Source organism: Thalassobacillus cyri, from assembly GCF_900107755.1.
Classification (GTDB): domain Bacteria; phylum Bacillota; class Bacilli; order Bacillales; family Halobacillaceae; genus Thalassobacillus; species Thalassobacillus cyri.
On record NZ_FNQR01000018.1, the window covers coordinates 31035 to 44145 of the forward strand.

Annotated in this window: 18 protein-coding genes; 16 read left to right on the top strand and 2 right to left on the bottom strand. The window is 41.0% G+C overall.

Annotated elements, in window-relative coordinates; translation table 11 throughout:
- Positions 1-23 precede the first annotated feature (23 nt).
- A complete protein-coding gene (gene mntR, locus BLV00_RS17485) occupies positions 24-452 on the top strand; it encodes a transcriptional regulator MntR (protein ID WP_093046254.1) in 429 nt (142 codons plus the stop codon).
- A gap of 115 nt (positions 453-567) precedes the next feature.
- Entirely contained in the window at positions 568-1458 is an 891-nt protein-coding gene (locus BLV00_RS17490) for a patatin-like phospholipase family protein (protein WP_093046255.1), read from the top strand.
- 18 nt (positions 1459-1476) lie between these two features.
- Here the strand turns inward: BLV00_RS17490 and BLV00_RS17495 are convergent, their stop codons facing one another.
- Together BLV00_RS17495 and BLV00_RS17500 are read right to left on the bottom strand one after the other, a co-directional pair.
- On the bottom strand, positions 1477-1872 hold the full coding sequence (locus tag BLV00_RS17495) for an SA1362 family protein (RefSeq protein ID WP_245729005.1): 396 nt from the start codon (positions 1870-1872) through the stop codon (positions 1477-1479).
- Between the two features lie 25 nt (positions 1873-1897).
- Positions 1898-2851 carry a DUF1385 domain-containing protein gene (locus BLV00_RS17500; protein ID WP_093046256.1) on the bottom strand — a complete coding sequence of 318 codons (954 nt, stop codon included), beginning with the start codon at positions 2849-2851 and terminating at the stop codon, positions 1898-1900.
- A gap of 146 nt (positions 2852-2997) precedes the next feature.
- Here BLV00_RS17500 and BLV00_RS17505 point away from each other — a divergent pair, with 146 nt between their 5' ends.
- The 14 genes from BLV00_RS17505 to accC all read left to right on the top strand — a co-directional run bounded on the left by BLV00_RS17505 (position 2998) and on the right by accC (position 13110).
- Positions 2998-3507 carry a YqhR family membrane protein gene (locus BLV00_RS17505; protein WP_093046257.1) on the top strand — a complete coding sequence of 170 codons (510 nt, stop codon included), beginning with the start codon at positions 2998-3000 and terminating at the stop codon, positions 3505-3507.
- A gap of 68 nt (positions 3508-3575) precedes the next feature.
- Positions 3576-4019: a type II 3-dehydroquinate dehydratase gene (gene aroQ, locus BLV00_RS17510; RefSeq protein ID WP_093046293.1), complete on the top strand. Its 444-nt coding sequence runs from the start codon at positions 3576-3578 to the stop codon at positions 4017-4019.
- Between the two features lies 1 nt (position 4020).
- Positions 4021-5082 carry a M24 family metallopeptidase gene (locus BLV00_RS17515; protein WP_093046258.1) on the top strand — a complete coding sequence of 354 codons (1062 nt, stop codon included), beginning with the start codon at positions 4021-4023 and terminating at the stop codon, positions 5080-5082.
- Positions 5083-5111: 29 nt separating this feature from the next.
- The gene (gene efp / locus BLV00_RS17520) at positions 5112-5669 is read left to right on the top strand and encodes an elongation factor P (RefSeq protein ID WP_028783180.1); all 558 of its coding nucleotides are present in this window, start codon (positions 5112-5114) and stop codon (positions 5667-5669) included.
- A gap of 293 nt (positions 5670-5962) precedes the next feature.
- Positions 5963-6949, top strand: coding sequence for a stage III sporulation protein AA (gene spoIIIAA / locus BLV00_RS17525; protein WP_093046259.1), 987 nt, complete (start codon positions 5963-5965; stop codon positions 6947-6949).
- Positions 6894-7406, top strand: coding sequence for a stage III sporulation protein SpoIIIAB (gene spoIIIAB / locus BLV00_RS17530; protein ID WP_093046260.1), 513 nt, complete (start codon positions 6894-6896; stop codon positions 7404-7406). Before spoIIIAA ends, spoIIIAB begins: the two co-directional genes overlap by 56 nt.
- 17 nt (positions 7407-7423) lie before the next feature.
- Positions 7424-7630, top strand: a complete 207-nt coding sequence (gene spoIIIAC, locus BLV00_RS17535) for a stage III sporulation protein AC (protein WP_028783177.1) — start codon at positions 7424-7426, stop codon at positions 7628-7630.
- A 6-nt stretch (positions 7631-7636) separates the two neighbouring features.
- A complete protein-coding gene (gene spoIIIAD, locus BLV00_RS17540; protein ID WP_028783176.1) occupies positions 7637-8026 on the top strand; it encodes a stage III sporulation protein AD in 390 nt (129 codons plus the stop codon).
- Positions 8027-8052: 26 nt separating this feature from the next.
- Complete coding sequence (gene spoIIIAE, locus BLV00_RS17545) at positions 8053-9225, top strand: stage III sporulation protein AE (RefSeq protein ID WP_093046261.1); 1173 nt, start codon at positions 8053-8055, stop codon at positions 9223-9225.
- A gap of 13 nt (positions 9226-9238) precedes the next feature.
- On the top strand, positions 9239-9844 hold the full coding sequence (gene spoIIIAF / locus BLV00_RS17550; RefSeq protein ID WP_093046262.1) for a stage III sporulation protein AF: 606 nt from the start codon (positions 9239-9241) through the stop codon (positions 9842-9844).
- Positions 9837-10457, top strand: a complete 621-nt coding sequence (spoIIIAG, locus tag BLV00_RS17555) for a stage III sporulation protein AG (RefSeq protein ID WP_093046263.1) — start codon at positions 9837-9839, stop codon at positions 10455-10457. The genes spoIIIAF and spoIIIAG overlap by 8 nt, the downstream gene beginning before the upstream one ends.
- A 15-nt stretch (positions 10458-10472) precedes the next feature.
- On the top strand, positions 10473-11021 hold the full coding sequence (locus BLV00_RS17560) for a SpoIIIAH-like family protein (protein WP_093046264.1): 549 nt from the start codon (positions 10473-10475) through the stop codon (positions 11019-11021).
- Positions 11022-11228: 207 nt separating this feature from the next.
- A complete protein-coding gene (gene accB, locus BLV00_RS17565; protein ID WP_093046265.1) occupies positions 11229-11741 on the top strand; it encodes an acetyl-CoA carboxylase biotin carboxyl carrier protein in 513 nt (170 codons plus the stop codon).
- Between the two features lie 13 nt (positions 11742-11754).
- Positions 11755-13110 (top strand): acetyl-CoA carboxylase biotin carboxylase subunit, encoded by a 1356-nt coding sequence (gene accC / locus BLV00_RS17570; protein WP_093046266.1) that lies wholly within the window; start codon positions 11755-11757, stop codon positions 13108-13110.
- Position 13111 lies beyond the last annotated feature (1 nt).

The following is a 13111-nucleotide window of genomic DNA, read 5'->3' on the forward strand; positions in this document are numbered from 1 at the left end:
GAAGGCAGTATTGGAGGATTAACATGCCGACACCGAGTATGGAGGACTATATCGAACAAATATATATGCTGATAGAAGAGAAGGGTTATGCTCGTGTATCTGATATCGCTGAAGCTTTAAGCGTACACCCTTCTTCTGTAACCAAAATGGTACAGAAATTGGATCGTGACCAATATTTAAATTATGAAAAATACCGTGGTCTGGTGCTTACAGCGAAAGGTAAAAAAATAGGAAAACGTCTGGTCTACCGTCATGAATTGTTAGAACAGTTTCTAGAAATCATCGGTGTGGATAATGAAAACATCTATGAAGATGTGGAAGGGATCGAACACCATTTAAGCTGGAACTCCATCGATCGCATCGGTGATTTAGTGCAATTTTTTGAAGAGGATGAGTCAAGGATCAAAGGACTCCGACAAGTCCAGGAGAATAACGATAAAGAAACAACTTAAAAACTGTATTTCAAAGGCGTGCCGATGAGGTGCGTCTTTTTTTCGGGAGTTTTCGGTTCTATACGAGCTTGTTTCCCCTTATATATGAAACAAACGGCCTCTAAGGGGGGGACCTATGAAAATTGATGGTGTTTTTTCAGGCGGAGGAGTCAAAGCTCTTGCTTTTGTAGGTGCGCTGCAGGTGGTTGAAAAAAGAGGGTATGTATTTCAGCGAATGGCTGGCACCTCAGCTGGTGCGATAACTGCCAGTCTGTTAGCGGCCGGATATCGCATTGATGAATTAGAAACCGTATTAAGGGAGCTTGATTTTGAAACCTTTGTAGATCCTCCTTTAATTGATAGGCTGATTCCTTTTACGAAGTGGCTGCTTTTATATTTCAGAATGGGATTATATAAAGGAGATAGGCTTGAACGCTGGCTGTATGACCGATTGGCCGCCAAAGGGGTTTATACTTTCCGTGACCTTCCTGCAGGGGGACTGAAAATCATTTGTTCTGATTTGACGTTAGGAAGAATCCTTGTTATTCCTGATGACTTAGAAACATTTTATAATATAGATCCCTACCAATTCCCTGTGGCGAAAGCAGTTCGAATGAGCGCCGGACTTCCTTATTATTTTACTCCTGTAAAATTAGCAGGAAAATCAAGTGTCAAATCATTGGTTGTGGATGGTGGTTTACTAAGCAACTTTCCTATCTGGTCCTTAGAAAACCGCGATGGAAAGAGGGTGCGACCAATTCTAGGGATGAAATTAAGTAATCCCCCGAGTCAATTCCCTGAAAGGAAAATAAATAACTCCATAGAAATGTTCCACGCATTGTTTTCTACTATGAAACAAGCACATGATGCTCGGTATATTTCCAAGTCCAAGAGTGCAGACATCCTGTTTATTCCGGTGACCACCATAGATACAACCGATTTTCAGTTGAGTGAAACCCAAAAAGATGAATTGATCGAGCTTGGAAGAGAACATGCTGAAATGTTCATAGGGAAATGGAGAAAATAAAAAAATCGAACCTCATCATTAAGATGAGGCTCGATTTTTTTTCTTGTTTTTAGCTCCTTCAATTACACGAAGATGAGCAGCACTTGTTTTTCGTTTCTTTTTATTGACGGTAGGAGAAGGGGGGAATGTAGATTTCACATTCGGTTTGCTGCTTGTGGCATTCCCTTTATATTTCCTTTTGGACTGTTTAACAGCTTGCTTGTATTTTTTCATTTCATCTGATGAACCACCTCTCCGTTTCATCAAGAAATGATTAAGAACGAAGTAAAGAACTGCTGCTATTCCAACCATAATCAAAAGGTTTGTCAAAAGCCCCATGGCATCGGTCGCCAGTTTCATAACGAGTCCGACAACAGCTAGCCCGATCAAGATATAAATGATAGGCGTCATACGACTGCGTGGCATGATTTTCATGTGCCTCCCTTCCATTTTCAAATCGCTAAGAGATCACCCTACTATTCTGTATACCACCTTTTCGGTCATTTTCATCATTTTCAAGCACTTTTTTAAAAGAATGTATGGCAACTTCCACTTGGTCGTCTTGTGGTTCCTTTGTTGTCAGCAGTTGGAGCCATAAGCCTGGGTACCCTAAAAAACGTAATACAGGGACATTTCTAACTTTATTCGTCAATTGAAGTACTTCAAAAGCCAGGCCGATTACAATGGGAATCAAAAATATCCGGTTTACAATTCTCCACCATAATGGATCGGTAGCTACAAACATATAAACGAACATTCCGACGATGACCGTGAAAAGAATGAAACTAGACCCACAGCGATAATGCAGACGCGATTGCTTTTGAACTCCTTCAATAGTTAAAGGTGCTCCATTTTCGTAAGCGTTGATCACTTTATGTTCAGCTCCATGATACTGGAATACTCTTTTTATAATTGGTGTCATGGAGATGAAGTAAATGTAGGCCAATAATAAAATAAGTTTAAAAAAGCTTTCAAGTGCTACTTGCCCGAACCTGCCTGAAATTACAGGTTCAAAGAAATTGGCAACAAACGCGGGAGTGACTGTGAAAATCAGTTTCCCGAAGAAAAAGGATAAGACCCCCAGCGCTCCTACGCCTAAAATCATAGCTAGTTTTGAAGTTTCCTCTTCTTTTTCAATTTGTTCATCATCATCCGGGTGGACATCGTAACGTTCACTGGAAAAATTCAAGTGTTTGGTTCCATTCGCGCTTGCTTGAATAAGAGAAACGAGACCTCGTAAAAAAGGGATCTTTTTTAGACGATTCGCTATTTTAGATTCTGTCCGTTCCAGCTCAAAATATTCAATACTTTTATCTTTTCTACGTATAGCAGTAACATAGCTTTTCTTTCCGGCGAACATGACTCCCTCTACAACAGCTTGCCCGCCATATGCTATTGAATTTTTTTCTGACATAGATACACCAGCCTCATGTTGGATTTACCTCTTACTTATATTTTACAGCAAATAACAGGGTATCACTAGCCCCTTTTACTGTTAACTACGCTGATTCGGATTTTTTTCTGTCTTCCGGGAAAAACTATCTAAAGGAGGTGTGGAATATGGAAGATAAGCAATTAGAGCAAAATCAACAAGAAAAACAAGTAAGCATTGTAAACAAGTCATTGTTGACAGGATTTGTAGGGGGGATGATTTGGAGTATATTCGGAGCCCTTGCTTATTATTTCAGTTTTACGGAGGTTTCCCCAGCATCCTTTGTTATTCGTTCATTCTGGCAAACCAGCTGGTCTAGTGCCTTCCTTGGAGAAGTGCTGGGAATTATAGGTGTAAGTTTGGTTGCCATTATAGGTGCTCTTGTCTACTATTTAATGTTGAAAAAAACAAATGGCGTCATGCCTGGTATACTCTATGGGTTGGCAATTTGGGGAGTTATATTTTATTTACTGAATCCGATATTTGCGGCTGTGCCAGCTCTCCCGGACCTTACAAGTGATACGATTGTAACTACTATTTGCTTATTTGTTTTATACGGTACGTTTGTCGGGTATTCCATTTCATATGAGTACCATGATTTGAATCAGCCTTCTACTGATACTACCTCAGGGAAATAATTATTAAAAGAACAATGATTATGATAAGATTGATTTGTGTGAATATTCTATGAGGTGGAGAGATCGTGATGACGCGCTTACTGGTTTTGAATGGACCCAATTTGAATTTACTAGGGAAACGGGAGCCGGGTATATACGGCCAGGGTACCTTGAAAGATGCAGTGGATCTGGTGAAAGAAACCGCTGAGGAACATGAGGCTGAGGCTGATGCTTATCAGTCGAATCATGAAGGGGATTTAGTGGATGCCATCCAACAAGCTGAAGGAAAGTATGATGGCATCATATTTAACCCAGCTGCTTATACACATACAAGCATTGCTCTTAGAGACGCCATCAGCGCAGTCGATGTTCCAGTAGTAGAGGTGCATATTTCCAATGTTCATCAAAGGGAGTCGTTCCGGCAGCACTCCATGCTAGCACCGGTCTGTAAAGGACAGGTAGTGGGACTAGGGTTGATAGGGTACCGCTTGGCTGCATTAGCTCTTTTAGAAAGTTTTGAAGGGAGAAGATAATATGGATAAAATTCGGGGAATTAGACAAAGCATTCAGGATATGGATATAGATGCACTGTTAGTAACGAGTGACAAGAACCGTCGTTATCTTACTGGTTTCACCGGTAGCGCTGGGGCCGTATTAATTACTGGGGAAGACGCTCTTTTCATCACTGATTTCCGTTATACTCAACAAGCAGAAGAGCAGGCAAAAGGTTATAAGATTGTCGAGCATAAAAAAACTTTAGTAGAAGAGATCGCTGATCAAGTAGATCGATTGGGTCTAAAAACAGTAGGTTTTGAACAAGATCTTCTTACATATGGGAACCACCGCCAATATGAGCAGAAATTCGGGGCAGAATTGGTGCCTACATCAGGCTTGGTTGAGAAATTAAGGTTGATAAAGACGGAGGAAGAGATTAGTATATTAAAGGATGCTGTCAAAATTGCAGATGATGCTTTTGAACACATTTTAACCTATATCAAACCTGGGATAAGAGAAATCGATGTGGCTAATGAACTTGAATTCTTCATGCGTAAACAAGGAGCTACTTCATCCAGTTTTGATATCATCGTAGCTTCAGGAGAACGTTCTGCTTATCCACATGGAGTAGCCTCAGAAAAAGAAATCCAGTCTGGAGAGCTTGTAACATTAGATTTTGGTGCCCTATATAAGGGGTATTGTTCCGATATAACACGTACCGTCGCTGTAGGCGAAATAAGCGATGAACTGAAGAAGATATACGACACAGTATTGGAAGCTCAATTACGTGGAATGGATGGTCTCGCTTCAGGAATTACGGGTAAAGAAGCGGATGCATTGACGAGGGATTACATCAAGGAAAAAGGATATGGAGAATATTTTGGCCACTCTACCGGTCATGGTATTGGACTTGATGTCCACGAGGGACCAGGATTATCACATCGCAGCGACAAAGTATTAGAAGCTGGTATGGTGGTAACCGTAGAGCCTGGGATTTATGTTCCAGGAGTTGGCGGATGCAGAATTGAAGACGATGCATTGATTACTGATACAGGTAATGAACGACTAAGCAAATCACCGAAAGAATTAATTACCTTATAGGCTAAACCTGGGAAAAGGAGAGAATTTAAATGATTTCAGTAAATGATTTTAAGACTGGATTAACTATCGAAGTAGATGGGGAAATCTGGTCCGTAGTAGAATTCCAACATGTTAAACCTGGGAAAGGAGCAGCATTTGTTAGATCCAAGCTTCGAAACCTGAGAAATGGTAATATCCAGGAGAAAACATTCCGTGGTGGGGAAAAAGTAGAACGGGCACATATCGAAACAAATAAAATGCAATATCTATATTCCTCCGGTGATGCTCATACATTTATGGATAACAATACGTATGAACAGTTGGAACTTCAAACAAATCAAATTGAATACGAATTGAAATTTTTGAAAGAAAATATGGAAGTCAGTATTCAAACGTATCAGGGGGAAGTCATTGGTGTTGAATTACCGAATAACGTAGAGCTTAAAGTTACGGAAACAGAGCCAGGTGTTAAAGGTGATACTGCCAGTGGCGGAACTAAACCTGCTACAGTTGAAACTGGTTTGGTTGTGCAGGTTCCTTTCTTCGTCAATGAAGGAGATACACTAATCATCAATACATCGGATGGGAAATATGTTTCCCGCGGATAATTAAATAGAAATAACGCAGCACGTCACGATTCTGAATCGTGGCGTGTTTTTTTATGGGTATAAGCTTTACCATGTTTACCATTAGTCAGCAAAGCAAGTAAAGCAAGTCTTCTCCGGCTCGTGTACTTCCTTCTCCTCCCTAAGATAAGGCGAAATCGCTTCGCTTCGCTCCTTGTTTTTCTTTATCTCCTACGATTCAGTACAGTCCATGGCTGAACGTTCGCTTCCGCTTTTGATGGTCATATACATTTTTGTAGTGCATACATTTACATTAAAGAGTTGGTGGATGGGGTGTGGTTTTATTGAGAGAGATCATAGGGTTATTTCCTGAAGTAATGCAGCCGGTCCTTGAAAAAGATGTGGACTGGAGTTCTGTTCAGGAAATTAGAATTCGTGTTGGACAACCAGTCGAACTGGTCTACCATCAACGCTATGAATGGATAGAACGATTGATACCTACAGAGACAGAAAAGAATCATATTCTTAACCAGGTTAGTCAATTTTCTTTGTACCGACTTGAGGATGAATTACGAGAAGGGTTTATCACCATTGAAGGGGGACACCGTATCGGATTGGCTGGCAAAGTTAATACCACCAATGGAACTGTCCAAGCCATCCGTTATATCGCTTCTTTCAACATAAGAGTGGCAAGGGAAAGTCGTGGAGCAGCCCGATCATTGATGGAGCGCCTTATTCATCAAGGAAACTACTGCAATACATTGATAATAGGAGCACCACAAACAGGAAAAACAACACTCCTGAGAGATATCACTTACCACATCAGTACAGGCTGGAAGGGAGTGGGAGCTAAGAAGGTCGCTGTTATTGATGAAAGGTCTGAACTCGGGGCAAGTATTCATGGTGTGCCCCAGCTGGATCTAGGGAGGCGTACGGACATCATGGATGCCTGTCCTAAATCTGAAGGCATGATGATGATGATCAGGTCCATGTCACCTGAGGTGCTGGTGGTTGATGAAATAGGACATCAAAGGGATGTAGACGCTATCCAGGAGGCGATTAATGCTGGCGTGACATTATATTGCACGGTTCATGGAAACAGTTTAGATGAATTGAGAAAGCGTCCATCTATTAAACAGCTTTTAGATCAACGGGTATTTAAGAGGTTTATCATTTTGCGTAAGGAATTCAACCGACCGGCAAGCAAAGCTGTGATTTTGAATGAAATTGAAAACATCATGGATGTGACTGCAGGAGGGAGTGCGAATGAAGTGGATCGGAGCCCTGTTATTACTAGCCGCCACAACATGGGTGGGATTTGAGGTTGCTCGTAAGTTCAAACAGCGCCCAAGACAAATTAAGCAATGGAAGCATGCATTGCAGATGCTCGAAGCTGAAATGGTATATGGGCAGACACCACTTTTAGAAGCATGTAAATACCTATCTAAACAGATGCAAGATCCGATTTCGTGGTTCTTTCGAGACTTGGCTTCAGCAAAAAACACATCTGGTTTAGACTTCAGTCAATTATGGGAGAAAGAATTAGATCGTCACTGGGGGTACACCTCCCTGGGAGAAAATGAAAAAGAGATATTGAAGCAATTTGGACAAACGCTTGGACAACAGGATCTCTTGCACCAAAAGAAACAAGTCCAATTGGCTTTGAGTCATTTAGATAGAGAACTGGAAGACGCTTTAGGCATTTATCATCAATACAACAAAACCGTAAAAGGATTAGGATTCCTGACTGGTTTACTTATCGTGTTGTTACTCATCTAAGGAGGAGGCCGAAGACTGTGATTCAAGATGCCACTGTATTATTTCAAATTGCAGGTATTGGAATTATCGTAGCAATGATTCATAGCATATTGAAGCAGATGGGAAAAGAAGAAATCGCTCAAGTGGTTACCCTGGTCGGGTTTATCATTGTACTCTTCATTGTTCTGAATGGTCTTGCTGATCTATTTCAGCAAATCAAATCGGTATTTTTATTCCAGGGATAGTCTTGTATGGATATCTTACAAATCGTCGCAATCAGTATTGTGTCCAGTATATTGATTTTGTTATTGAAAGAACAGAAGTCCTCACTTGCGTTCATGCTTGCTATTTTTACAGGCTTGATTATCTTTCTGACTCTGATTCAACAGATTTCCCATATTTTCTTATTGATCGATTATATGGCTGGAAAAGCAAACATTCATGGGATGTATGTAGAAACGATTTTAAAGATTATAGGGATTGCTTATATCGCAGAATTTGGTGCTCACTTAACTAAAGATGCAGGGTTATCTTCCATCGCTTCGAAAATTGAATTGGCAGGTAAGGTATTCATTCTCCTTCTATCCATACCAATTCTCACTGCACTGATCGAAGCGATTTTAGGTTTCTTTCCTGGATAATGATGAAAGAAGGGGGATGGGCAGAAATGATAAAGCCCTCCTTAGTCTCGCTATTATTAATCTTATTCTTCTTGTTAATCCCTGCAGGACAAACCTTCGCTGAAGTAAGTCATCCGACAGGACCTGAACCTTTAATGGAAAACATTGATTTTCGTGAATTGAATGAATACTGGAGTTCGATCGTTCGTGAATATGGTGGTTATTTACCCGAGTTGAAACAGATGAATATCAAAGAGATGGCCGAGCAGACCTCAGAGGTTACGATAACTGATTGGCTTACAGGTTTTCTCAAATACTTTTTTCATGAATTGATTGCAAATGGCAAACTGTTGGGAAGTTTGATTTTTTTAACTTTGTTCATCACGGTGCTGCAAACATTACAAAGTGCATTTGAGCAGACAGCAGTAAGCAAGGTCGCATATATGATCGTATACCTGGTGTTGATCATGCTGGCTCTCAATAGTTTTCATTTAGCCGTATCTTATACCAGTGATGCTATCGATGCCATGAGCGCTTTTATCATTGGCCTGCTTCCATTATTACTGGGTATCATGGCTACCTTTGGTCATATGGTGTCTTTATCATTTTTTCATCCGATTATTATTTTCCTTATCCAAGTGAGCGGGGTACTGATTTCAAAAGTGATTCTACCGCTCTTCTATTTATCTGCATTATTATTGATGACGAGTTCGCTGACCGATAAATATAAAGTCGATCAACTTGCACAGTTGTTACGAAATGTAGGGCTGGGTTTGTTAGGGACTTTCTTGACGATTTTCCTGGGAGTCATATCTGTTCAAGGTGCTGCTACTGCCATACAGGATGGGGTGGCGATGAAAACAGCACGTTTTGTCACTGGAAACTTTGTCCCTGTGATCGGAAGGCTATTTACAGATGCTACCGATACAGTACTTGGAGCTTCGTTATTACTAAAAAATACAATTGGCTTGGCTGGAGTAATCATTGTAATTGGACTGGCTTTGTTTCCCGCACTAAAAGTGTTGGCAATTGCACTTACCTTCAAAGTCGCAGCTGCTGTGCTGCAGCCAATCGGAAATGGTCCCGTCGTAACAAGCATCTCTATCATCAGTAAACATATCCTGTATATATTTGCCTGTTTACTAACAGTTACCTTTATGTTCTTCCTGTTAATTGCCATTTTAGTAGCAGCAAGCAATTTGACAATGATGGTTCGGTAAGGAGGAAAAAACAGTGGCTTTCATTATTCAATGGGTGACGGAGATCGTAATATTCCTTCTCTTGGCAATGGTGATAGATTTCCTGCTCCCTTCCGGTAAAATGCAAAAGTATGCCAGACTGGCGATTTCGTTAATCCTTGTATTGATTTTCTTAAACCCATTGTTCAGGCTATTCAATACAGATATTAATCAGTTGATACAAACACAGGCACAAATATTCGCGAATCAGACTATGGAAGAAGAAACTTTAAAAAAATCAGTAGAATCAAAGAAAAATGAAATACAAGCGTCCCAGGATGCATATATATTAGAACAAATGGTTGTCCAAATGAAATCTCAAGCTGAAGAAACGCTGGCTCAAGACTATGAGGTGGAGATACAGGATATCAATTTTCTCTTTACTCAGGAGCAGAAGGATATAGAACATCTCGAATCGGTGGTTGTTACGTTAGCTAAAGAAGAAGTGATTGATTCGATAGACCAGGTCGAGATTGACTTAGAAGCTTCTGAGGAAAAAAGAGACAAGCAAATGGATGAAGCCATTACATCCTATTTAGCACAGCTTTGGCAGTTAAAACAAAATCAAATAACGATTCAATGGGAGGGTGCAAATGAGTAAATGGCAGGATATTTTCTCTTTCCTTAAAAAAGAGGATGGGAAAAAGCTGAATAAGCGAGGGTACATCGTGCTAATCGGTTTGATTGGTCTGTTGCTCTTGATGGTAGGGAACATCTTCCAGAAACCTTCCCCGGACCCCATAGATTTGGCAGCCCCTTCTGACTCAGGAGCCGCAGCAGAAACCTCCATTAATAATGCTGATACGAATGAGGGGATCAAGGAATTGGAAGATAGTTATGAAAAAGAACTTACGCCCTTGTTAGAAAACATCAAGGGAGTAAGTGAAGTTGAAGTGATGGTAAACCTGGGGGCGACAAAAGAAAAACTATATGACAAAAACCTCATTATTGGCAAACAAACAACCCAAGAGTCAGATAAAAATGGTGGAGAAAGGAGTATTGAGGATTACTCTCGGGAGCAGCAGCTGGTGCTAGTTAGACAGGGCGATCAAGAGCTTCCGTTATTGATACAAACAAAAAAACCAAATGTTAAAGGGGTGTTGGTGGTAGCGAAGGGTGTGGATCATATGCAAGTCAAACAATGGGTAGTAGAAGCGGTTTCACGAGTAATGGATGTACCGAGCCACAGGGTATCGGTTATGCCGAAAAATTAATAAGGGGGAAGCGTAATGGTTAAAAAGCAAACCGTTTGGTTATTGACGATGTTGAGTTTGATGATTGTATTAAGTGTATATTACATGACTGCACCAGAAGGCGATGAGATGGCCTTTATCAATGAGGAAGATGTGAGCCAGAACGAAAACGGTGAAGAGATGCCGGCTGATGCAAATGGTGAGGGGACAGCCATCTCTCAGATGTCTACTGAGGAATTGTTCGCAGCGATTCGGATGGAGAAACAAGATGCAAGAGATAAACACCATGAGCAATTATCTGATATCGTAGCTTCCAGTGACTATAGCACGGAAGAAAAGAATGATGCACTTCAAGAAATGCAGCAGCTGCAAGAGCTACAGACCAAGGAATCCATTTTAGAAACTACCATCCAGGCTAATGCCCAATATGATGATGTACTGGTCAGAGTGGAAGACGATGTCATTAATGTCACTGTTAAAGCTAATGAGCTTTCGAAAAAAGAAACGAACAATATCATTAAAATGGCTGTGGATGAATTCGGAGAAAAGCCAGTCCGGGTAAAATTCCAGCCATCCAGTTCATAAATAAGGGATCCTCATAAAGAGTCCTCAGGCTGTCGAGAAAGTCTCGGCAGCTTTTTTGTGTTCTTTTGTTAACAAGGACCAAGGTACCTTTTTAGAAAACGCATTTAGAGCAAAGTTGAAGTTTATACGACATTTATCGTAGAATGTTAGAAGGAGTTATTAATACCTGTTATTAAATACGCAATAAAAAAACAAGGGGTGCCATCTATGTTGAAAGTTCAAGAAATCAGAGAATTGATAAAATTGATTGATGATTCAAAAATCGATGAATTCTGTTATGAAACGAACGGAACGAAAGTAACCATGAAAAAACAAGGCGGACAAGTTGTCAGCCAACAAGTAGCAGAGCCAGTACAACCTGCTGCTCCAGCGACGGTAGAGAAGCAAGCTCCAGTTGAGCAAGCGCCAGAAAAACCAGCTGAAAAACCTGCACAGGAAGAGAACAAGCAGGAAACTCCAGCAGCAGCGTCGCCTGATTATGATTCAGAAGTTACCTCACCAATGGTGGGAACCTTCTATGCAGCTTCCTCACCAGAAAATGATCCATACGTACAAATAGGCGATAAAGTAAAACCTGATTCTGTCGTTTGTATTGTTGAAGCGATGAAATTATTTAATGAAATTGAAGCGGAAGTAGCCGGAGAGATTGTAGAAATCTTAGTAGAGGATGGAGAATTAGTTGAATATGGGCAGCCGCTTTTCCGGGTAAAGAAGGTTTAATGGGGGTGGCTATATGATTAAAAAGTTGTTGATTGCTAATAGAGGAGAAATTGCAGTCCGTATTATAAGGGCTTGTAAGGAAATGAATATTGAAACGGTCGCTATATATTCCGAAGCGGATAAAGAAGCACTGCATGTCCAATTAGCTGATGAAGCCTACTGTATTGGCCCGACTTTAAGTAAGGATAGTTATTTAAATTATACAAACATCATGAGTCTGGCAAAACTAACAGACGTAGATGCTATCCACCCAGGTTATGGCTTTCTTGCTGAGAATGCAGAATTCGCGGAAATGTGCAATGAGTGTAATGTGACCTTTGTTGGTCCTTCTGCATATGCTATTTCAAAAATGGGCACCAAAGACGTAGCCCGTGAAACGATGAAAGAGGCAGGCGTACCTGTTGTGCCAGGGTCTGAAGGTATCATAGCTGACGAAAAAGAAGGAATCAAAGTAGCAGAGGAAATAGGCTACCCTGTCATAATTAAAGCTACAGCAGGCGGTGGTGGAAAAGGAATCCGTGTGGCCCGGGACGAAGAGGATCTGGTCAAAGGTATCCGCGTCACCCAAAATGAAGCAGAAAAAGCCTTTGGAAATCCGGGTGTTTATATTGAGAAGTTCATTGAAGACTTCCGCCATGTGGAGATCCAAGTGTTGGCTGATAATTACGGCAATGCCATCCACTTAGGGGAGCGGGATTGTTCCATTCAGCGTCGACTGCAAAAATTGATCGAGGAAACACCATCACCAGCAATCAGTCCGGAAATGCGCGCTGATATGGGAGAGGCGGCAGTTAAAGCGGCTTTAGCTGTTGACTATTCTGGCGCTGGTACAGTAGAGTTCATTTTCGATCAACAGCAGAACAGCTATTATTTCATGGAAATGAATACCCGTATCCAAGTAGAACATCCGGTTACCGAGATGGTTACAGGAGTAGATTTGATCAAGGAACAGATCAAAGTTGCCTCCGATGAGAAGCTAGAGTATGCCCAGGAGGATATAACATTTGAAGGATGGGCGATGGAATGCCGTATCAACGCGGAAGATCCATTCAAAGACTTCATGCCATCACCTGGGAGAATTCAAATGTACCTTCCACCAGGCGGTTTAGGGGTCCGTATAGACTCTGCTGCTTATCAAGGGTACATGATTCCTCCATATTACGATTCCATGATAGCCAAATTGATTACTTATGGTCGTACAAGAGAAGAAGCGGTCAACCGTATGAGCCGGGCATTGGATGAATTTGTTGTCGATGGTATCAAGACCACTATCCCATTTCATCAGCGAATGATGAAACATCCTGTTTTCGTCGGCGGAGACTTCAACACGAAGTTTTTAGAGAAATATCCTATAATGGATGAAGAGTAGT